We start from the raw sequence: 18,430 nt of genomic DNA, 5'->3' as shown, positions 1-18,430 counted from the left end.
CGATCCGCCTCAGCGGTGGGCGAGTTGTTCCCGCTTGCGGTCCTGGAGGGTGTGGTCCACGCACACCGCGAGGATGATCATCAGTATTTCGTCCTCGGGGTCCAGCACGTCGACCGCGTAGGCGTCCCGCATGCTGAACCAGCGCCGGGAGACGTGCGCGAGCGTGGTGCCCTCGTGCTGGATGTCGAACTCCCGGTCCCAGAAGCTGCCGACGATCCGCAGCCGCCGCCCGTCGTGCAGCGTCACCTTGAAGCGGTCCCCGAAGAGGGAGAACGCCCGCTTGCTGATCCGGGCGTCCAGCCAGCCGTCCCGCTTGACCAGGATGGTGTGGTGGAGGGTGAACGCCTTCTTGACGATGCTGGCCGCCTCCCTGCCCCGGGTGTCCACGAAGGTGAAGGTGGTGCGCAGCCGGAGCAGTTTCCTGTTGACCTTGTAGATCTTCTCGCGGTGTTCGGTCTCGATCCAGGCTTCTTCATGAAAGGCCAGCACGCGATCGCGTACCAGGTAGCGCATGGAAACCCCCGTCCACGTCATGTCCGCCAGGCCGTTGGCGCTGTGCCGCCACAGAGCGTAGTGATCGGTGCCGCCGGTCGGCCAGCCGACCTTCGCGCCGAGACAGGGATGAGACCTTGGCGGGCCTCTGGCGGACGGCACCGCCCGCCTCACGCTCCGGCGAGCAGCTTCTCCTCCTCCGCCGCGGACAGGCCGCACCGCAGCGGGGGTTCGCCGCGGCCGCGGTCCCAGGCCAGCACGTCGGCCACCGTCACCGGCAGCGGGGTCGCGGGCAGGCCCGCGGCCCGGGCGCGCGCCGCGCTGCGCTGCTGGGTGGGCCGGTTCGGCCGCACCAGCGGAAACGCCGGCGGCGCGGACGCGGGGTCCACCGGCACGATCTCGACCTCGCTGCCCGCCACCCGCGCACAGGTCTCGATCAGCCCACCGAGCGTGACCGGCTCGGCCGGGCCCACGGCGTGGAAGACGCCCGGCCGGTCGTCGAGCAGCAGCCGCACCACCAGACGGGCCACGTCACGCGAGTCGACGACCTGCACCGGCTGCTCGGGGCTCCCCGGCAGGGCCACCCGGCCGCCACGCGCCGCCCTGCGCACCCAGTACAGGAAGGTGTCGGCGGTGTCGTACGGCCCGACGACCTTCCCCGGGCGCACGATCGTGGCCCGCGCTCCGTACCGCGCCAGCACGTCGTCCTCGCACGCCACCTTGAGGGGACCGTAGGTGGCCTCGGTCAGTTCCTCGGTGTCACGGACCGCCGCCCGGCGCGGGGTGTCCTCGTCGGAACCCGGTCCGACGCCCGTCCGCGCGTACACCGCGTGACTGGAGAGGAAGAGATACCGGCCGCCCCTGTCGCCGAGCGCCTCCATCGCCTGCCCGACGTGACGCGGTACGTACCCGCTCACGTCGACGACGGCGTCCCAGCTCCCGTCCCGCAGGGCGCTGTAGTCGCCGGTCTCCCGGTCGCCGACGCGTCGCGGCACGCCCGGGAAGAGACCGGTGCCCGTCCTGCCCCGGTTGAACAAGGTCACCTCGGCGCCCTGCCCCAGCGCGTCCTCGACGATCGCCCGGCCCACGAACGACGTTCCGCCCAACACCAGAATCCGCATGGGGCCCGACGATATCCGCGCCCGCGCGGCACCTCCACCGGGTTTCCGGCGGCCCGCCTTTAGGTGACGAGGACCGTGCCCGTCATGTCCGGGTGGACGCCGCAGTGGTACCGGAACATGCCCGGGGCCGAGAACATCCGCGAGAAGGAGGCACCCGCCTCGATCACCCCGGAATCCCACAGGCCGGTGTCGGACGTCACGGTGTGCGGCACACCGTCCTCACCGTTGGTCCAGGTGACCGTCTCGCCCGCCAGGACGGCAAGCTCAGCGGGGGCGAACGCGTGGTTCGCGATCGATACGTCGGGCATGGGTGCTACCTCCCCGGCATCGCCGGACACCGACTCCTCGCGACGCCTTCCCTGCCCCGGAGGTGTGAATCACCGGCCCACTCGGACGAGCCGTGCGAGAGGCGGGGCCCCTCGCACGGCGTTCCGTCAGATCCCGAAGGGGGCCGCGTAGCGGACGGTGCCGCTCGGCAGCGGGTGGGTCCCGTCCAGGGCCATGGCCATCATGGCCTCGTCCGGGACGTCGACGCTCAAGCCGATGCCGTACGCGGAGGCGCGGGTGAAGCCGAACCGCGGGTAGTACGCCGGATGCCCGAGGACGGTGACGTAACGCTCGCCCATGGCCCCGGCCGCCGCCAGGGCGGCCCGGATCGCGGCCGAGCCGGCGCCGCTCCCCTGCCGCCCGGGCCGCACGGAGACGGGAGCCAGGCACAGGGCCGGGGTGTCACCGATGTGGCAGCGGGTCAGCAGGGCATGGCCGACGAGCTCGCCGCTCGCGTCCGCGCTGACGACGGACAGCCCGTCGATCCAGGCGGGGCCGGCGCGCAGCGCGTCGACGAGGTCGGCCTCCAGCGGGGTCCCGAAGGCCGCGAGGACGATGTCACGGATGGTGGGGATGTCGGCGCCGGTCTCGGCGCGGGTGATCCAGTTGTCGCGTGTACGCATGACGGGATGAGGATCCGTTTCATGGTGGGGTTCGGATGAGGACGGCCCCGCGAGCTCACGCTCTCGGCGAGGCGGGGAACGACGGGGTCAGGCCGTCGCCCGGGACGTGAGGGCGGCCCGGGCGCTGCTCGTCGCAGCGGCCTTGAGCACGGTCATCCGCCCCACCTCCCTTTTCGTCCTCGATCCGGCACCACATGAACCGGAACAACATAGCAACCCGTGCGGAGAGCGTCCTCCGAATAAATCCGGATGAACGAGCCGCCCGGTGGCTCAGGACCCCACCTGTGCCAGGAAGCCGGCGAGGGCGTCGCGGCTGCGGCGGAGCCCGTCGAGACGCTCGTCCGTGGCCGCCAGCTCCCGGCCCAGGATGTCCCGCAGGTCCGCGCACCGGGCGAATTCCGGCTGCTCGCCCCGGGCGCACGGCAGCACCGAGCGGATCACTCCCGTGGACAGGCCCGCGTCCAGCAAGGCACGCACCTGCCGGACGGTGACCACCGTCTCCTCGTCGTACGCCCGGTATCCGTTCGGACCGCGCCCGGCCGTGAGCAACCCCTGTGCCTCGTAGTACCGCAGCAACCGCGGGCTGACCCCGGTACGCCGGGACAACTCCCCGATCAGCATGTGCCCTTCCCCCGTCCGATGTTGACCTTGCCATTGATGTGAAGCCCTAACGTCGCCCCGTGAGCGAACATTCCGCGCACACCGCCCGCGCCGTCGCCGCGGGCAGGCCCGTACACCACCGCTGGAGTGCCCCCATGACCTCTCTTGTCGTTCCGCGTGACGAGGCGGCGGCCGACCGCTCGTTCCTCTTCGTCCTCGGCAGCTCCCGCCCCGGCGGCAACACCGAGACGCTCGCCCGCGCCGCCGCCGAGCAACTGCCCACCGAAGTCCCCCAGCGGTGGGTGGACCTGACCGCCCTGCCCCTGCCCGACTTCCAGGACGTCCGCCACGACACCGGTGCCTGGCAGGCCGGGGAGAACGAGAGGATATTGCGACAGGCCACGGTGGAGGCCACCGACATCGTCCTCGCCACGCCCCTGTACTGGTACACCCTCTCCGCGCACACCAAGCGCTACCTCGACTACTGGTCGGGCTGGCTGACCGCGCCCGGCTCGGACTTCAAGAAGCGGATGGCGGGCCGAACACTGTGGGCGGTGACGGCCATGGCGGACGACGACGAAGCCGTCGCCGACGGGCTGGTCACCACCCTCAACAACTCGGCGGCGTACCTGCGCATGCGATTCGGAGGAGCGCTCCTCGGCAACGGCTCCCGGCCCGGCCAAGTGCGCGACGACGAACGGGCGATGAGCCGCGCCAAGACCTTCTTCCAGCGCGATACCCCACTCGCCCGGTTCCCCTACGAGGCGACGGCCGAACTCTCGGCCCGCTGAGCGGACCGCACGCCCGGGAAGTACATCGGCACCCCCGGGAAGGACACCCTCGACACCCTCACGGTCGCCGGCGGCAAGGTCACCGCCAAGGGCGCCCAGATCTCGTGCACGGGCACGTTCGCGGCGGGCGGGAAGGACCGCCAGGAGTCGGCGACCGTCACCTACACCTGCGAAACCGACCGCGGTCGTTCGACCCCGCGCACACGGACAGGCTCACACAGACAGGCGGAAGTGGAGGTTCCCGAACACGACATGGTCGCCGGGATGGACCCGTACCGTGCCGGCGATGCGCAGGCCGTTGACGTACGTGCCGTTGCGCGAGCCGAGGTCGCCCAAGCGCCAGTGGTCGTCCACATAGGTCAGTTCGGCGTGCCGCCGGGAGACCGAGTCGTCGTCGAGGCGGAGGCCGGACAGCGGGGCGCGGCCGATGCTCAGCGGCCCCGCTCCCGGCTCGGGAAGGCGCAGGCCCGGCAGCCGCGCCCCGTGCCAGGCCCGTCGTATGCGCACGGTGAGCGTGGCCATACGGTTCACCGTGCGCACGATGAACTCCGAGAGGCGGCCGTGCGTCCGGAGGTCGGCCATGGCGTGATCGATGTCGGCCCGGCTGCGGGCCGTCAGGACGATGTTCATGCGGCGCATGAAGGTGTCATGGGAGAGCCTGCCGTCGACGGCTCCGTCCCTCAGCACGACCAGCGCCTGATTCTTCTCGGCCTCGGAGGGCCGGGTCACGCGCGTACGGAAGTCAGGTGTGGTCATGAAGAGAATTTTCAGCCTGGCGGGCCTTACTTGTCCACGTCCGGCCGAGCGGCGACGCGGGGAACTCACCCCTGCCGAGTGGCGCTCTCGGACGTCCGCACACAATGGGTGGTGAGGCGCCGCGTCCGAGTGCGGTGCCACAACGGGGGATTGAATGCAGGGTACGAACAACGGGACCGCTCTCGTCGCAGCGGTGCTGGTCGTCGGGTTGGTGATACGGCAGCAGCTGCGCACCCGCCCCGTACGGCGTCACGGCTCGCTGATCACGCCGGCGGTCTTCGGTGTACTGGGCCTCGCCGGGCTCGCCTTCGGCATCCTCTCGGTCACCAAGGACGGCCCGCTGACGGCGCTGCCTGTCGTTCTGCTGGTGGCGAGCCTGGCCGTCGCGGCGGGTTTGGGAGCGGCAAGGTCGCGGACCGTACGGGTGTGGCGCGGCCACGAGGGCGAGGTACTGCGCAAGGGGACGGCGGCCACGACCGGGCTGTGGCTGGTCTCGGTGGGTGTGCACTTCGGGCTGGGGCTGTGGATCGACCACGCGGCAGGGGCCGGGGTGCTGGGGGCCGCGTCGTTGTACGCGTATCTGGCGATCGGGCTCGGCACACAGAACCTCCTGGTGCGCGGCCGGGCCGCCGCGCTGTGACCGTGTGGAACGCTCACCCGTATGCGGACGGGCGGCGTTCGCACCGCGCGCCGTCCGCCCGTAGCGCAAACCGGTCGGCCGCCGCCCGGTGTCCGCTTAGCGTCGCGGTATGGAACCCCTTCAGATCGCTGCCGCTGTCTGGCAGTTGCCCTTCCCCGTCGGGCACGTCCACGCCGTCCGCCTGCTGGACGGATACGCCCTGGTCGACACCGGAGTGCCGGGATCCGCGCCGGCGGTCCTGGCTGCCCTGGAGCAGCTCGGCTGCCGCCCTCGGGACGTGCGGCAGATCGTCCTGACCCACTTCCACCCCGACCACACCGGTTCAGCCGCGGACCTCGTCGCGGCCACCGGCGCCCGTGTCCTGGCCGGCGCGCAGGACGTCCCGTTCATCAACGGCACCGCCCCCGGGCCCCCGCCGGTGCTCACTCCCTCGGAACGCGTCGTCCATGAGCGGGTCCTGGCCGGCCTGGCCGATGCGGGTACGCCTCCGCTGAAGCATGTGCCGGTGGACGTCGAGCTGCACGACGGCGGCACACTGGACGGCTGGGCCGAACCCGTCCGCGTCCTGCATGTGCCCGGCCACACGCCAGGAGCCGTCGCGCTCCATCTCCCGTCCAGCGGCGTGCTGTTCCCTGGCGACAACGTCGCCACCGTCGAGGGCCGGCCGGTCCTCGGTCCGTTCAACGTGGACAGGGAGACGGCCATCGCCTCCTTCCGGCGGCTGGCGGCACTGGAGGTGGAGACGGTGTGCGTACCTCATGGTGAGCCGTTGCTGAAGGGCGGAGGCGCGGCGCTCCGGGCAGCCACTCCTGAGAGTGACTGGTTGTGAGCTACCGCACCGGGCCGCGCGACAGCGCTTCGGGCAGGTAGCCGGAGCGGATGCCCAGCCGCCAGCCGTGTGCCGAGGTGGACAGGGCGGCCAGGGCGACGGCCCCGACCGGCAGCAGGCTCCTGGGCTGCGGATCGGCTCCCACGCACTCGCGGTGCCGGACGAGCCGGTCCGCCAGGGCCTGCTCAAAGGCAGGCTGGTCGTCGTCCAGCAACACGCGCAGCAGCCGCTGATCCGGCGTCAGCGCACCGGCGGCGTCCAGCCGCCGTGCCGCACGTTCGCGCTCCTCGGCGTCCGGCTTGCCCAGGGGCCGGGGCCCGGCGCCGAGGTAGCCGCACAGCGCGTCCATCTCCGCGAGTCCGGCCGACTCCGGCTCTCCCATGCGGAGTTCGGGCGCGTGGTCCTCCCGCAGCATCACATCGATGACTCGCGACGGCTCCTCGAACACGCCGCCGATCAGGCACATCGCGAACGCGTCGACCCACGTCCCCGTGGTGGGCACCTGGTCCACGGCGTCGCCGAAGTCGAAATCCTCGCTGCTGAGCGTCGCGTAGACGAGCGGCAGGACGACCTCGAAGTCACCGTGGGGAAACATACCGATGTCGAGCACCCCGTAAGCGCATTCCGCCGCGGTGCGCAGGGCGAGGCGCGAGGTGGCGGTGAGCGCAGGGTCCTCAAGGACGCGGGCGGCGACGTGGTCGAGCAGTTCGTCACGCAGCACCTGCAGTCCCGCGAGGGACAGATCGTCGTAACGCAAGCGGTGCCAGCGGCCGAACGTCCGCCCTTCGATGTCTTCGAGCGCCTGAGCCACCTTCTGCGGGTCGACCCCGTGACACACCACTTCCCGCAAGGCTGCCGCCCTCCCCCGTGAACTCTCCGAACGCGTCGGCACGCTATCAGCAGCTTTTACCGGAGCGGGAAGCCGACCTCGCGCGGCGAGGTCACCTCATACCGGGCAGGCTCCGCAGTTCGCCGATCTTCAGGGCACGGGCGAGGAGCGGCCGGCGGTGACCCGCCGGATCGTATGCCCGACATGCCCATGTTCCGGCTAATACGTGGCATTTACTTGACTTTGGTGGGGTAATCGTGCGCGTCGACTTCCCGTCATCGTTCTGGAGAAAGCATGCGCATGCGAAGCGTCTCTGCCGCCACCGCGCTCGCCCTGGCCGGCGGCCTCGGCTGTGTGGGGGCCGCTGTCGCCGACGGCACGTACAGCGAAGCCGTTCGCGAACCGGGCGTTCTCACCGGCAACATCATCCAAATCCCGATCAAGTTGCGGCCCAACATCTGCGGCAACTCGATCGACGTCATCCTCGCCCTGGCGAACCCGGCCAACGGCGGCTGCCGCGCCGGAAGGTGACCGCCGCCGGTCCTCCGCCCGCCGCCCGTGAACGGGCCTGTGGGTGGAGGACCGGCGCCCGCTGCCACGGACAGCGGGCCACGGCCCTCCGCCAGTGCCCTTCGGGCCTCTCCGCTGAAATACACTTTCCCGGTGAACGAGACATTGCCCCCGTGCCCCGAGTGTTCCAGCGCCTACGCCTATGAGATGGGCTCGCTCCTGATCTGCCCCGAGTGCGGTCATGAGTGGTCGCCCGTGACAGCGGAGGCCGGGAGCGGCGAAGGCGCCGTGATCAAGGACTCGGTCGGCAACGTGCTCGCCGACGGGGACACGGTGACCGTGGTCAAGACCTTGAAGGTCAAGGGCAGCCCGGGCGGGATCAAGGCGGGTACCAAGGTGCGCAACATCCGGCTCGTCGACGGCGTCGACGGCCACGACATCGACTGCAAGATCGACGGGTTCGGTGCCATGCAGCTCAAGTCCAGCGTGGTCAGGAAGGCCTGAAGCGGTACGCCGGGACGGCCCCGCCCTCGTCGTCGTCTGGTGCACCTGGACCACGCCGGAGGGCATCCGCACCCGCGGCGTCCTGCGCCGCCGGTCCATCCCCTGGCTGAGCATCGCCGGCATCGGCATCAGGAAGCACGGCCACGGCCACCGCGACTGCTACCACGCCGAGACCCCGCAGGCGGCTGTGCCTGCCGGGCCTCCAGGACCCTTTCGAGCGCAACCTCGCAGGTCCTCGCGCCGAGATCGTCGCCCGTTGGAAGGCCGCCCACGTCACTCCCGGCCCGGACGGCTCCTGGCCGGGCGACGGCCGCGGGGCGGTTCCTCACCCGTAGTGCCCGCCAGGGATTCCGCATGGTGGGCGATGTTGCGCGCCATCCCTCCGAAGACGACGGCGTGGAAGGGGGCGATGGAGTGCCAATAGGCGTGCCCCGCCAGGCCGTGGGGGTGGAAGAGGGCGCGCTGTTCGTAGCGGGCGTGGTGGGGGCCGTCGGGGGTGGCGGTGAGTTCCAGCCAGGCGCGGCCGGGCAGCAGCATCTCGGCCCGTAGCCTCAGCAGCCTGCCCGGGACCATGTCCTCGACGCGCCAGAAGTCGAGCGCGTCGCCGACCCGCAGCCGCCGCGGGTCGCGGCGGCCCCGGCGGAGGCCGACCCCGCCCAGGAGGCGGTCCGCCCAGCCCCGGGCGGCCCAGGCGAGGGGGAAGGAGTACCAGCCGTTCTCCCCGCCGATGCCTTCGACCACCTCCCACAGCGTGGCGGCGTCCGCGGCGACGCGCAGGCCGCGCCGGTCCTGGTAGAGGCTGCCGCCGGACCAGTCGGGATCGGAGGGCAGCGGGTCGCTGGGCGCGCCCGGAAGGGCCGCGGACGACCACCGGGTGCTCACGTCCGCGTCCTTGATGCGCTGGAGGGCGAGGCGTACGGCCCCGTCGAAGCCGGTCAGGCCCTGGGGCGGGTCGGGGACGTACGCGGCGATGTCGTGCTCGCCGCAGACCACCTCGTGCCGCAGGGACTCCACCAGCGGGCGGGCGATGGCGATCGGCACGGGGGTGACCAGCCCCACCCAGTAGCTGGACAGGGCCGGGGAGAGCACGGGTACGGGGATGACGGCCCGGTGCGGCAGCCGGGCCACGGCCGCGTACCGCCGCATCATCTGCCGGTAGGTCAGCACGTCGGGACCGCCGACGTCGAAGCCGCGGTTGACGTCCGGCGGGAGGCCGGCCGCGCCGACGAGGTAGCGCAGGACGTCGCGGACCGCGATCGGCTGGATGCGGGTGTGCACCCAGCGGGGCGTGACCATGGCCGGCAGGCGTTCGGTGAGGTACCGCAGCATCTCGAAGGAGGCGGAGCCGGAGCCGATGATCACCGCGGCCCGCAGGTGGGCGGTCGGCACCCCACTGGCCAGCAGGATGCGGCCGACCTCGGCGCGGGAGCGCAGGTGCGGGGAGAGGTCCGCCTCGGGGACACCCGCCGGGGCCAGGCCGCCGAGATAGACGATGCGGCGGGTGCCCGCGGCCCCGGCCGCGGAGGCGAAGGCGTGGGCGGCGCGCCGGTCGGTCTCCTCGAAGTCCCGGCCGGTGCCGAGCGCGTGGACGAGGTAGTAGGCGACCTCCACCCCTTCGAAGGCTTTCGGCAGGGTGCCGGGGCGGGTCACGTCCGCCCGGACCACTTCCACATCGGCCGCCCAGGGCTGGTCGCGCACCCGCCCGGGATCGCGGACCAGGCACCGCACGCGGTGCCCGGCGCGCAGCAGCTCGGGCACGAGCCGCCCGCCGATGTATCCGGTCACGCCGGTGACCAGGCACAGCTGTCCGGATCGCGCTGTTGGTGCGGGCATGGGTTCGGCGCCTTTCCGTCGTGTGTCTCAACCCTCGCACCGGTCGCCGGGTGCCGCTCGGAGGGACCGCTCGTCACCGCCCGCGGGCCCGCTCCGCCGCCGGCAGCTTCCACGGTGTGTGCACGGCGGGCCCGTCGATCCCGGCGAGTTCGGGCACCCAGCGGCGTACGTACGCGCCGTCCGGGTCGAAGCGTCTGCCCTGGACGACGGGGTTGAGGACCCGGTTGGGGCGGGTGTCGGTGCCGGTGCCCGCCACCCACTGCCAGTTGAGCTGGTTGTCGGCCACGTCGCCGTCGACCAGCCAGGTCAGGAAGTGACGGGCGCCGACGCGCCAGTCGACGTACAGCGTCTTGGTGAGGAAGCTCGCGGTCAGCAGGCGGCCGCGGTTGTGCATCCAGCCCTCGTGGCGCAGCTGGCGCATCGCCGCGTCGACGACGGGGTAGCCGGTGCGTCCCTCCTGCCACGCCGTGATGTCCTCCCGGGCGGAGGTCCCGGTGCGCCAGTGGTCGTGCCGGGTGCGGTAGTCGGCCGTGGCCGCGTCGGGGCGGGCCGCGAGTACCTGGTGGTGGAAGTCGCGCCAGCACAGCTGCCGGACGAAGGCCGCGGCGCCGGGCCCGTCCGACGCCCGTGCGCCGTGGGCGAGTTCGACGGGTGAGAGCGTGCCGAAGTGCAGGTGCGGGGAGAGCCTGGAGGTGGCGTCGCCCGGCAGGTCGTCGTGGCGGTCCTCGTAGGCGGCGAGCCCCCGGCGCTTCCAGGCCGTCCAGCGTCTTCGGCCCTCGCTCTCCCCGCCGGCCGGGAGGCCCGGTGACACACCGTCGGCGTGCTCGCGCGCGGGGAGCGGTTCGGAGCGGATGCCGTCCGGGACGCGTACGGCGCGTGGTGCGCGCATGACGTCGCGCGGCCGCTCCCGCGACCAGCGGCGGAAGTACGGGGTGAACACCGCGTAGTGGTCGGAGCCCGCCGGTGTCACGGCGCCGGGCGGCAGCGCGGTGTTCACCGCGTCGTGGACGCGCAGGTGGCGGCCGTCCGCCCGGAGGGCCTCGTGCAGGCACCGCTCGCGGCGCTGGGCGAAACCGCTGACGCCGGCCGCCATGTGCACCTCCTGGGCGTCCGCCTCGGCGGCGACCGCGCGCACCTGGCCGGCCACCTCGCCCGAGCGCACCACCAGGCGGCCGCCCCGCGCGCGCAGCCCCGCGTCGAGATCGGCCAGGCAGTCGGCCAGGAACGCCCGCCGGTTGGGGGCGGCGAATCCGGTGGCGGCGAGGGCTTCGTCGCGGACGAACAGCGGCACGACCTCGTCCGCGCCCGCCAGGGCCGCGCGCAGGGGCGGGTGATCGTGCAGCCGGAGGTCCGAGGTGAACAGGAGGACGGAGACCGTCATGGCAGCGTCCTCTCCAGGGACCGGGGGTGGTGGGCGCCTACGGCCACCGTACGGTCCGCCGCCGGCCCGTGCGGGAACGGCGCGTCCTGTCGGCTCATGCCACCTCATGTCACCGACGCGCTCTCCAGCACCGCGTCGACCTCCTGCCGCGCGGCCGGGTCGGCCGGCTGGGTGATGCCCAGGAGGAAGGCCCCACGCCCTTCGTGTGCCGCGATGACGGTCATGCGGAGGTGGCCGATGGCGCCCTTGCCGTCGTTCACCTTCAGGGCCACGGTGTGCGCGGGGCGGCCGCTCACGGTGGTCGGCCGGGTCTCCTCGAGGGTGGAGCTGCCGTCCGGGTAGAAGAACTCCGCGTTCGACCGGGCCGCTTGCTCGGCCGCCCGCTTGAGGCCCTGCTCCGGGACGTCCCCGGCCTTGCCCGCGAGCACGGCGCCGCCGCCCGTGCCCTCGGCGTGCTTCTTGCCGATCGAGGAGGTGAAGGCGTCGATCAGATGCTTCCCGCCGGTGTCCCAGCCCTCGGGTATCGCGTACGAGATCCCCGCCGCGCCGTCCGTCACCCGGGGGCGCCCGGCGAGCGGGGAACCGTCGTCGCTCCGGGTCAGCCACCACGCTGTGGCGCTGCCGCCCGCCAGGAGGAAGATCAGTGCCGCGACGACGGCGGCCACGACGATCCCGCGGCTGCGCGCCCGCACGGGCGGGTGCGGCGGGTAGGGCGGGTACGGCGGGCAGAGCGGGAGGGGCACGGGGGCGGAAGCGGCGGAGGTGATCATGAACCCAGCATCCCCGCGTGGCCGGGCTCCGCCCTGAGCGTTCGTACTCAGACCGCTACTCAGGCGCGCCGGTCCTCCCGAGTGGAAAACGAGGGGCGCCGTCCCTGCCCGACCTGCGAGGATCTCAGCCTGTCGATTCCCGTCGAATCCCGTCAAAGGCTGACACCGATGCGCAAGACACCCACGCTGTTCCTCCGCGACCCCGACGACCGCCGGCACGTCCTCCCCGAGCTCACGCCGGGCTGCGAGTGGGTGCTGACCGGCGAGGGCACGCCGACGCGGAAGTACGACGGGACGTGCGTGATGCTCGACGCGTCCGGCGCGTGGTGGGCCCGGCGCGAGGTGAAGCGCGACAGGACGCCGCCGACGGGCTACGTCCCGGTGGACTTCGACCCGGTCACCGGCAGGACCACCGGATGGGAGCCGATCGAGCGGTCCGGGTTCGTGAAGTTCCACGCCGAGGCGCTCGACCACCTGCCACCGGGCGAGGACGAGCCGGGGACGTACGAGCTCATCGGCCCGCGGATCAACAGGAACCCGGAGCGCGCCGAACGGCACGAGCTGGTCCGGCACGCCCGCGCGGCCGTCGTCACCGGGCTCCCGCCCGTGCTCAGTTGGGAGAACCTGCGGGAGACCTGCGCCGGACGCCTCGCCCCGCTCGGGTACGAAGGCATCGTCTGGCACCACCCCGACGGCCGGATGGCCAAGCTCAAGGTCCGCGACTTCCCTGCGGCCCCGAACCGCTGAGGGCTCCTCGGCCGCCGAAATCACCCTGGCCGCCGAGCAGATCGAACGCTCCGGGGCGCAACGGGCCCCGGTCCGTGACCGGGGCCCGTCGGTTCATCAGGTGCGGTAGGCGTAGTAGACCGCGTCCGGGTTGGAGGCGATGATGCTCGCCACCGACTTCCGGTAGGTGTTCGTGGAGTGGTACGTCAGATACGGGACGCCCATCCGGCTCCGGTAAGTGACGATCATCGAGTGGTCCTTGGACCCGTCGCCGTCGAAGTCCATCTGCAGGATGTCACCGACGTCCATCTGATAGACGTTGGCGAGGTTGGACGCCCGCTTGGACGACAGCGTGAACCACGCCCACTCGTTGGCGCCCACCCAGGAATCCGTCTGCCCGGAGGGACCGTACGACCAGTTGTGGTAGTCGGAGTACGAACCCGGCGCGGTCTTCCAGCCGCCCGCCTTGAGGGCCTGGCTGATGAAGTTGGTGCAGTCGCCGCCGGCGTCGTTGAACTGCCGGTAGTCCGGGTTGTAGTTCCGCCAGTACTTCTCCGCGTAGGCCGCCATGGCCGCGTAGTTGTAGCCGGTGCCCCGCATCGTCTTCGGCTTCGCCGGGGCGGGCCACGAGATGTCGGCGGGGGTCCCGGTGGGGGCGACCCCGTTGTCCGCGGCGACCGCGGTGCGGGGCTCGTTGATCGCCCGGGGGCCCGCGTCCGTGGGCCTGATCCCCGTCAGCTCCCACTTCCCCTTCGTGTTGCCGGAGAAGCTGAGCTCGTGGTGGGCCTTGAAGCCCGTCGTCGTGGGCTCGTCGCCACGGACCTTCTTGTACGTGAGCGTCGTGGTCTCGGTGACCTCGACGGTGGCGCGCCCGTTCTTGACCTGGGTCCTGTCCACGGACACCTGGGTGTCGGAGCCGGTGTACGCCTCACCCAGGGAGGCGAGCTTCGCCTTGCGGGTGCGCAGCGAGGACAGCGCGCCGTCCTCGCTGCGGGCCAGACCGGACGAGACGCTCACGTTCCCGTCGCGGAGCGGCGAGGCTATTCGCCGCGTGGAGCGGTTGTCCAGAAGCGCGGCAGTGCGCTCTTCGAGTACGGCGTCGGCGACACGGCCGAACGACTTGACCGTCTTGCTGTCCGCGGACTTCGGCTCCGCGGCGCCCGCGCCCGAGGCGGGCAGGAACGCGGTCGAGACGGTCGCTGCCAATACGGCGCCGACGGCGATTCTCAGCGTCTTTGCTTTCACGTGTTTCCCCTTTACCCCCGGTCCGGGCGGACCGGGGAAAAGGGATCTTCGCACAGATTTCCGCGACCGTGGACGGGTGCTCGGATCACGGATCGGACAACGGATCCCCTTGCCCGCGCGACGCCCGTCCCGGCCGGCTTCAGCGGCCTTGCAGCGCCTTCACGTTGTCGCCGAACGACCACCCTCGCGAGCCGTCCCAATTGAGGGACCAGGTCATCATGCCTTTCAATGCGCCGCCGTAATTGGTCCAGACCTGGGAGACCTGATCCGGGGACATATAGCCGCCGCCCGCGCCGGGTTGGGCGGGCAATCCGGGGACCTGCTCGTCATAAGGCACTTTGACGGTGGTGCCCTGCACGACAAGCCCCTTGTTCAGGCAGTCCGTCTGCGCGGTGAATCCCTCGACGGTCCCGGCGGAGTACGAATCCCCGGAGCAGCCGTAAGCGTTGCCGTTGTAGTACTGCATGTTCAGCCACCAGAGCCGACCGTTGTCGGCGTATTTCTTCACGATCGGCAGGTATGCGCCCCATATCGAGCCGTATGTCACGCTGCCTCCAGTGACATAGGCGGTCTCGGGCGCCATGGTGAGACCGAAGCCCGCGGGCATCCGGTCGAGGATGCCGTCGATGATGCGCATGAGGTTGGCCTGCGAATCCGACGGCCTGGTGATATCTCCACTGCCCGTCAGGCCGGTCTCGATGTCGATGTCAATGCCGTCGAAGTTGTACGCCTTCAGGATCGGCACCACCGTCTCGACGAACCGGTCGGCGACCACACTGGAACCGAGGTCGATTCCGGCGGCCGCGCCGCCGATGGACATCAGGATCGTGGCACCGGCCGCCTTCGCCTCGCACATCTCGGCGGAGGTGGCGACTTTCACGGTCGCGTCCATTCCGTCCTCCCACACGGCGGTGCCGTCGGAACGGATGACGGGGAACGCGGCGTTGAGGACGTTGTAACCGTGACCCTGGATCCGGGAATCGGTGACCGGGATCCAGCCGAGGGGTGGATGGACACCGTTCGCGGCACCGTCCCAATTCTCCCAGTACCCCTGGAGAACCTTGCCCGCCGGTCTCGGCTTGACCGCGCAGGTGTCCTCCCGCGGCGCGCCCACCGCTCCGGCGACCGGCACTTGCGCGACGAAGGCGACGGCCAGGGCGACCCCCAGCAGACGCGAAAGGCGACGGCCCATGAGGGCTCCCTCCCGGGGCCGGCCACGGGCGACCGCACGTCGCGCCCGCATCCCGGCTTTCGGAGAAGGTAGGGCGGGGCCGTTGAGGCGTCAATAGGTCTGGACCAGGCCACGCGTCGGCCCCGGCCCAGCCCCTGCCGACGGAGGCCCTGAGACGGTCAAACCGGTCGGCTGCGGGCCCGACGACGGGACCCTCACGGCCGCCCCGCCGTCAGGCACGCGGTTCGATCGCCAGCGCGTGGCGGAACACGTTCCGCGGGTCCCAGCGGGCCTTCACCTGCTGGAGGCGCCGGTAGTTGTCCTTGTAGTAGAGCGTGTGCCACGGCACTGTGGAGGTGTTCCACGCCGGGTCCGCGAGGTCGGCGTCCGCGTAATTGATGTAGGAGCCGTCGCTGACCTCGCCGGGTACCGGCACGCCACCGGTGTCGGCGTAGACGTCACGGTAGAAGGCCCGGATCCAGGCCAGGCGGGCCGCGTCGTCCGCCGGGTCCGCCCAGGTCGTGTAGTACACCGCCTTCATGACCGCGTCGCGCTGGGCGACCGCCGTGTCCTGGGGCCGCACCGCGTTGACCTGACCCCCGTAACCGACGAGCAGCATGCCACCGGCCGAGGGGCCGGTGGAGTCGGTCAAGTGACGGTGAATGGTGGCGAGTTGGGCGTCGGTGTACGAGCGGCGCAGGTAGGCGGCCTTGTCCTTGTAGCGGCGGGTGATCACGTCGCCGGGCTCGCCGGTGCCCGGCCAGGTCATCCGGTGCAGCCAGGGCATCGTCCACCGGGAGTTGGCGGCCGGTTCGACGCCGGTGCCCGCGGTCACGGCGGTGACGAGACCGTCCACCATGCCTTGGACGTTCGGGATGTCCGCGTCGGCCTGGACGACCATCGAGATGCCCTGGGGGCCCCGGTGCGACACGATGAGGACCGCGTACAGGCCGGTGGCCGGCGAGCCGGGCGCACTGTTGCGTTCGTGCCAGATGCCGAAGTTGCGCAGCAGGGTGGTGAACGCCTGCCCGGTCATCTTCCGGTCCCAGTCCCAGTGGACCAGGCACCCCAGCGCCTCACGGGGCGAGGGCGGCAGCAGGCGGGACGGGTCGGTGCCGGTGGCGCCGGGGGAACGCAGCAGGTAGCGGGTGACGACGCCGAAGTTGCCGCCGCCACCGCCGGTGTGCGCCCACCACAGGTCGCGGTGCGGGTCGTCCGGCTCGCGGGTGGCCACCACCACGCGGGCGGCACCGTCGCGGTCGACGACCACCACCTCCACGCCGTACAGGTGGTCCACGACCGAGCCGTGGCGGCGGGAGAGGGGCCCGTACCCGCCGCCGACGAAGTGTCCGCCCGCACCCACCTCCGGACAGCCGCCCGCCGGGACCGTCACACCCCAGCCCGTGAACAGCGTCCGGTAGACATGCCCGAGCGTGGCCCCCGGCTGCACCGCGAACGCGCGGTGCTCGGCGTCGTAGCCGACCGCGTCCATGGGCGACAGGTCCACCAGCACACGTACCGCCGGGTCCGCGGTGAAGTTCTCGAAGCAGTGGCCGCCGCTGCGTACCGCGACCCGGCGCCCGGAGCGCACGGCCTCGGAGACCGCGCGCACCACCTGACCGGTCGACCCGGCCACACGGATCTCGTCCGGGTGGCCCACGAAGCGGAAGTTGTTGCCGCGCAGCAGGCTCGTGTACCGGAGGTCGTCCGGGCGGACCGTCACCGGCCCGAACGCCATGGGCTCCAACCCGCGCGCGCCGACGGCCGCGGCGGGTACGGGGGCCAAGGCACCGCCCGCCGCCATCGCCCCGGCCGCCGCGAGAAGCGCGCGGCGATCGACCAAGTCACGGTCCGTTCCCTCCAACGTGAGCCCTCCGATCCGGCGGCGTGGCCTGAACATCCAGAAACGTACACGCGGCGAACCGGATACGTCAGTACCCCCGCGAGGGAGCGGGTCCAGCCCAACCCACCCCTATGGCCGGACCCGTACCGCATCAACCGGGCGCTCCGCAGCGTGAACACCTCAACGGCACAGAGGAACAACCATGCTGCGCCGCACACATGACTTACCGGCGGACGCTCTTATCGGCGGGACTCGGGAGTTGCGCGGCCAGCCAGCTGACGGAGGCGTCCAGCGTGCGGTCCTGAACGGCTCCCGACGCCTGCCCGGGAACGCCTTCGTCAGGCACGACCGCCCCGTACTGGACACGCCCGGCACGGTCCGCCTCCCGGGCCTCGGTCAGGGCGATCAGGGCACCGTCGGCGAGGGCGTGGGTCACGTTGCCGGTAGGAACTCCCGCGGTGGGCTGCCCGAAACTGCGGCTCGCGGACCGGCCCCGGAAGGCGATCGCCACAGCCTCGGCGGCACTCGCGGTGTCCGGGCCGGTCAGCACGGCGACCGCCGGCCCCGGGTGGGACAGCGGCTCGGCGGGACCAGGCGAGGTCGCGTAGTACTGCGGCGTGCCGCCCGTGATCGTCCAGGGCTCTCTCACACCGTCCGCCGCGACGAAAGCGCCGACGTCACCGTCACCGAGGATCACCCCGACCACGGCGAGCGGCGCCCACATGTTCCCGCCGGTGTTGTCCCGCAGGTCGACGACCCAGCGGTCGGCCCCCGCCCGGTCCACGTCGCTGACGGCAGCGCGCCCCTGCCGTATATAGGCGGGAGCGTTCCGGGCGGAGTTGACGGGAGGAAGCGCCAGATACCCGATGCCACCGGGCAGGAGCCGGCCGTGCGGCGCACCGGCGGGAGTCAGCGGCGCGTCGGCGTCGGCCTTGACCTGGCCGGGCTCCAGGAACCGGCTGTGCCCGTCCCCCAAGGTTTCGAGGGCGGCCCTGATCGCGTCGTACGTCTGGCCGGGAGTCCGGGCCTTCCCCGCCCGCGCGAATGCCGTGCGTCGCAACCGGGCCCAGTCCACGTCGCGCCGGACGAGCGCGCGTTTCTCCATGATGTCCAGCGCCGCGGTGAGGTAACTCCTCGCCTCCGGTGCCATCGCTTGCCCGAGCACGCGATTCCCGGAGGACGAATCGCCGACGGCCAGCACAAGGACCACTACAGCGATGACACGACTCCACACACGCATCTCCGACCACCCCCGCACTGATCGAACACCGCGGGCCCGGTCCGATCAAGCCCGAAGGGCGGCAGCACCACCGGGTGCTGCCGCCCTTCGGGCTTGCGCTTTGCCGCTCCGGGTCAGTATGCGGAGTTGACGTTGTCCATGGAGCCGTAGGTCTTGGCGGCGTAGTTGCAGGAGGCGACGATGTTGGCGACCGGGTCGT

20 protein-coding genes and 2 pseudogenes are annotated in these 18,430 nt (G+C 71.7%); 7 read left to right on the top strand and 15 right to left on the bottom strand.

All coding sequences use genetic code 11. The features are described from left to right. Positions 1-9: 9 nt before the first annotated feature. The 5 genes from AB0435_RS10050 to AB0435_RS10030 all read right to left on the bottom strand — a co-directional run bounded on the left by AB0435_RS10050 (position 10) and on the right by AB0435_RS10030 (position 3,184). A complete protein-coding gene (locus AB0435_RS10050) occupies positions 10-513 on the bottom strand; it encodes an LURP-one-related family protein (protein ID WP_366426637.1) in 504 nt (167 codons plus the stop codon). A 149-nt stretch (positions 514-662) separates the two neighbouring features. Continuing rightward, positions 663-1,613, bottom strand: a complete 951-nt coding sequence (locus AB0435_RS10045) for an NAD-dependent epimerase/dehydratase family protein (protein ID WP_366426636.1) — start codon at positions 1,611-1,613, stop codon at positions 663-665. Positions 1,614-1,672: 59 nt separating this feature from the next. After that, positions 1,673-1,921, bottom strand: coding sequence for a cupredoxin domain-containing protein (locus tag AB0435_RS10040; RefSeq protein ID WP_366007633.1), 249 nt, complete (start codon positions 1,919-1,921; stop codon positions 1,673-1,675). Positions 1,922-2,047: 126 nt separating this feature from the next. Then, positions 2,048-2,563 carry an N-acetyltransferase gene (locus AB0435_RS10035; RefSeq protein ID WP_366007634.1) on the bottom strand — a complete coding sequence of 172 codons (516 nt, stop codon included), beginning with the start codon at positions 2,561-2,563 and terminating at the stop codon, positions 2,048-2,050. Positions 2,564-2,833: 270 nt separating this feature from the next. Then, on the bottom strand, positions 2,834-3,184 hold the full coding sequence (locus AB0435_RS10030; RefSeq protein ID WP_366007635.1) for a MerR family transcriptional regulator: 351 nt from the start codon (positions 3,182-3,184) through the stop codon (positions 2,834-2,836). A 134-nt stretch (positions 3,185-3,318) separates the two neighbouring features. On the opposite strand from AB0435_RS10030, the gene AB0435_RS10025 reads away from it, so the two are divergent. Next, on the top strand, positions 3,319-3,954 hold the full coding sequence (locus tag AB0435_RS10025; RefSeq protein ID WP_366007652.1) for an NAD(P)H-dependent oxidoreductase: 636 nt from the start codon (positions 3,319-3,321) through the stop codon (positions 3,952-3,954). 213 nt (positions 3,955-4,167) lie between these two features. Here the strand turns inward: AB0435_RS10025 and AB0435_RS10020 are convergent, their stop codons facing one another. Next, positions 4,168-4,710 carry a DUF1707 and FHA domain-containing protein gene (locus AB0435_RS10020; protein ID WP_366007636.1) on the bottom strand — a complete coding sequence of 181 codons (543 nt, stop codon included), beginning with the start codon at positions 4,708-4,710 and terminating at the stop codon, positions 4,168-4,170. 154 nt (positions 4,711-4,864) lie between these two features. Here AB0435_RS10020 and AB0435_RS10015 point away from each other — a divergent pair, with 154 nt between their 5' ends. Beyond that, positions 4,865-5,350 carry a hypothetical protein gene (locus AB0435_RS10015; protein ID WP_366007637.1) on the top strand — a complete coding sequence of 162 codons (486 nt, stop codon included), beginning with the start codon at positions 4,865-4,867 and terminating at the stop codon, positions 5,348-5,350. 109 nt (positions 5,351-5,459) lie between these two features. Beyond that, positions 5,460-6,179 (top strand): MBL fold metallo-hydrolase, encoded by a 720-nt coding sequence (locus AB0435_RS10010; protein WP_366426635.1) that lies wholly within the window; start codon positions 5,460-5,462, stop codon positions 6,177-6,179. Between the two features lies 1 nt (position 6,180). Here AB0435_RS10010 and AB0435_RS10005 read toward each other — a convergent pair whose 3' ends face one another. After that, the gene (locus tag AB0435_RS10005) at positions 6,181-7,020 is read right to left on the bottom strand and encodes an immunity 49 family protein (protein WP_366426634.1); all 840 of its coding nucleotides are present in this window, start codon (positions 7,018-7,020) and stop codon (positions 6,181-6,183) included. A gap of 282 nt (positions 7,021-7,302) precedes the next feature. On the opposite strand from AB0435_RS10005, the gene AB0435_RS10000 reads away from it, so the two are divergent. The 3 genes and pseudogenes from AB0435_RS10000 to AB0435_RS09990 form a co-directional block, all read left to right on the top strand. Next, positions 7,303-7,539 carry a chaplin gene (locus tag AB0435_RS10000; RefSeq protein WP_366426633.1) on the top strand — a complete coding sequence of 79 codons (237 nt, stop codon included), beginning with the start codon at positions 7,303-7,305 and terminating at the stop codon, positions 7,537-7,539. Positions 7,540-7,671: 132 nt separating this feature from the next. After that, positions 7,672-8,022: a zinc ribbon domain-containing protein YjdM gene (locus AB0435_RS09995; protein ID WP_366007643.1), complete on the top strand. Its 351-nt coding sequence runs from the start codon at positions 7,672-7,674 to the stop codon at positions 8,020-8,022. Beyond that, positions 7,982-8,155: pseudogene (locus AB0435_RS09990) on the top strand (PH domain-containing protein); the annotation flags it as partial. The gene AB0435_RS09995 and the pseudogene AB0435_RS09990, both read left to right, overlap by 41 nt. Before the next feature lie 140 nt (positions 8,156-8,295). Here AB0435_RS09990 and AB0435_RS09985 read toward each other — a convergent pair. The 3 genes from AB0435_RS09985 to AB0435_RS09975 all read right to left on the bottom strand — a co-directional run bounded on the left by AB0435_RS09985 (position 8,296) and on the right by AB0435_RS09975 (position 12,006). After that, the gene (locus tag AB0435_RS09985) at positions 8,296-9,855 is read right to left on the bottom strand and encodes an SDR family oxidoreductase (protein WP_366007644.1); all 1,560 of its coding nucleotides are present in this window, start codon (positions 9,853-9,855) and stop codon (positions 8,296-8,298) included. A gap of 73 nt (positions 9,856-9,928) precedes the next feature. Further along, positions 9,929-11,236, bottom strand: a complete 1,308-nt coding sequence (locus AB0435_RS09980; RefSeq protein WP_366426632.1) for a deoxyribodipyrimidine photo-lyase — start codon at positions 11,234-11,236, stop codon at positions 9,929-9,931. A gap of 104 nt (positions 11,237-11,340) precedes the next feature. Further along, positions 11,341-12,006 (bottom strand): hypothetical protein, encoded by a 666-nt coding sequence (locus AB0435_RS09975; RefSeq protein WP_366007646.1) that lies wholly within the window; start codon positions 12,004-12,006, stop codon positions 11,341-11,343. Positions 12,007-12,174: 168 nt separating this feature from the next. Here AB0435_RS09975 and AB0435_RS09970 point away from each other — a divergent pair, with 168 nt between their 5' ends. Continuing rightward, positions 12,175-12,753, top strand: coding sequence for a hypothetical protein (locus AB0435_RS09970; RefSeq protein ID WP_366007647.1), 579 nt, complete (start codon positions 12,175-12,177; stop codon positions 12,751-12,753). A gap of 96 nt (positions 12,754-12,849) precedes the next feature. Here AB0435_RS09970 and AB0435_RS09965 read toward each other — a convergent pair whose 3' ends face one another. The 5 genes and pseudogenes from AB0435_RS09965 to AB0435_RS09945 all read right to left on the bottom strand — a co-directional run. Next, positions 12,850-13,977, bottom strand: coding sequence for an amidase domain-containing protein (locus AB0435_RS09965; RefSeq protein ID WP_366426631.1), 1,128 nt, complete (start codon positions 13,975-13,977; stop codon positions 12,850-12,852). Positions 13,978-14,116: 139 nt separating this feature from the next. Then, positions 14,117-15,169: a chitinase gene (locus AB0435_RS09960; protein ID WP_366007649.1), complete on the bottom strand. Its 1,053-nt coding sequence runs from the start codon at positions 15,167-15,169 to the stop codon at positions 14,117-14,119. Positions 15,170-15,380: 211 nt separating this feature from the next. After that, the gene (locus tag AB0435_RS09955; protein ID WP_366007650.1) at positions 15,381-16,991 is read right to left on the bottom strand and encodes a BBE domain-containing protein; all 1,611 of its coding nucleotides are present in this window, start codon (positions 16,989-16,991) and stop codon (positions 15,381-15,383) included. 223 nt (positions 16,992-17,214) lie between these two features. Beyond that, complete coding sequence (locus AB0435_RS09950; RefSeq protein WP_366426630.1) at positions 17,215-18,156, bottom strand: S41 family peptidase; 942 nt, start codon at positions 18,154-18,156, stop codon at positions 17,215-17,217. A 188-nt stretch (positions 18,157-18,344) separates the two neighbouring features. Next, a pseudogene (locus tag AB0435_RS09945) lies at positions 18,345-18,430 on the bottom strand (lytic transglycosylase); the annotation flags it as partial.

Origin of the sequence: Streptomyces sp. NPDC051173 (assembly GCF_040689515.1) — a bacterium.
Lineage (GTDB): Bacteria > Actinomycetota > Actinomycetes > Streptomycetales > Streptomycetaceae > Streptomyces.
The sequence above is the reverse complement of the archived record's forward strand: the minus strand, read 5'-3'. Positions and strand labels throughout refer to the sequence as shown.

Coding starts and splice junctions, on each gene's coding strand:
- AB0435_RS09975 (WP_366007646.1), bottom strand. CDS start 12,006: ATGATCACCTCCGCCGCTTCCGCCCCCGTGCCCCTCCCGCTCTGCCCG.
- AB0435_RS09960 (WP_366007649.1), bottom strand. CDS start 15,169: ATGGGCCGTCGCCTTTCGCGTCTGCTGGGGGTCGCCCTGGCCGTCGCC.
- AB0435_RS10000 (WP_366426633.1), top strand. CDS start 7,303: ATGCGCATGCGAAGCGTCTCTGCCGCCACCGCGCTCGCCCTGGCCGGC.
- AB0435_RS09980 (WP_366426632.1), bottom strand. CDS start 11,236: ATGACGGTCTCCGTCCTCCTGTTCACCTCGGACCTCCGGCTGCACGAT.
- AB0435_RS10045 (WP_366426636.1), bottom strand. CDS start 1,613: ATGCGGATTCTGGTGTTGGGCGGAACGTCGTTCGTGGGCCGGGCGATC.
- AB0435_RS09985 (WP_366007644.1), bottom strand. CDS start 9,855: ATGCCCGCACCAACAGCGCGATCCGGACAGCTGTGCCTGGTCACCGGC.
- AB0435_RS09970 (WP_366007647.1), top strand. CDS start 12,175: ATGCGCAAGACACCCACGCTGTTCCTCCGCGACCCCGACGACCGCCGG.
- AB0435_RS10030 (WP_366007635.1), bottom strand. CDS start 3,184: ATGCTGATCGGGGAGTTGTCCCGGCGTACCGGGGTCAGCCCGCGGTTG.
- AB0435_RS10015 (WP_366007637.1), top strand. CDS start 4,865: ATGCAGGGTACGAACAACGGGACCGCTCTCGTCGCAGCGGTGCTGGTC.
- AB0435_RS10020 (WP_366007636.1), bottom strand. CDS start 4,710: ATGACCACACCTGACTTCCGTACGCGCGTGACCCGGCCCTCCGAGGCC.
- AB0435_RS10010 (WP_366426635.1), top strand. CDS start 5,460: ATGGAACCCCTTCAGATCGCTGCCGCTGTCTGGCAGTTGCCCTTCCCC.
- AB0435_RS10040 (WP_366007633.1), bottom strand. CDS start 1,921: ATGCCCGACGTATCGATCGCGAACCACGCGTTCGCCCCCGCTGAGCTT.
- AB0435_RS10035 (WP_366007634.1), bottom strand. CDS start 2,563: ATGCGTACACGCGACAACTGGATCACCCGCGCCGAGACCGGCGCCGAC.
- AB0435_RS10025 (WP_366007652.1), top strand. CDS start 3,319: ATGACCTCTCTTGTCGTTCCGCGTGACGAGGCGGCGGCCGACCGCTCG.
- AB0435_RS10050 (WP_366426637.1), bottom strand. CDS start 513: ATGCGCTACCTGGTACGCGATCGCGTGCTGGCCTTTCATGAAGAAGCC.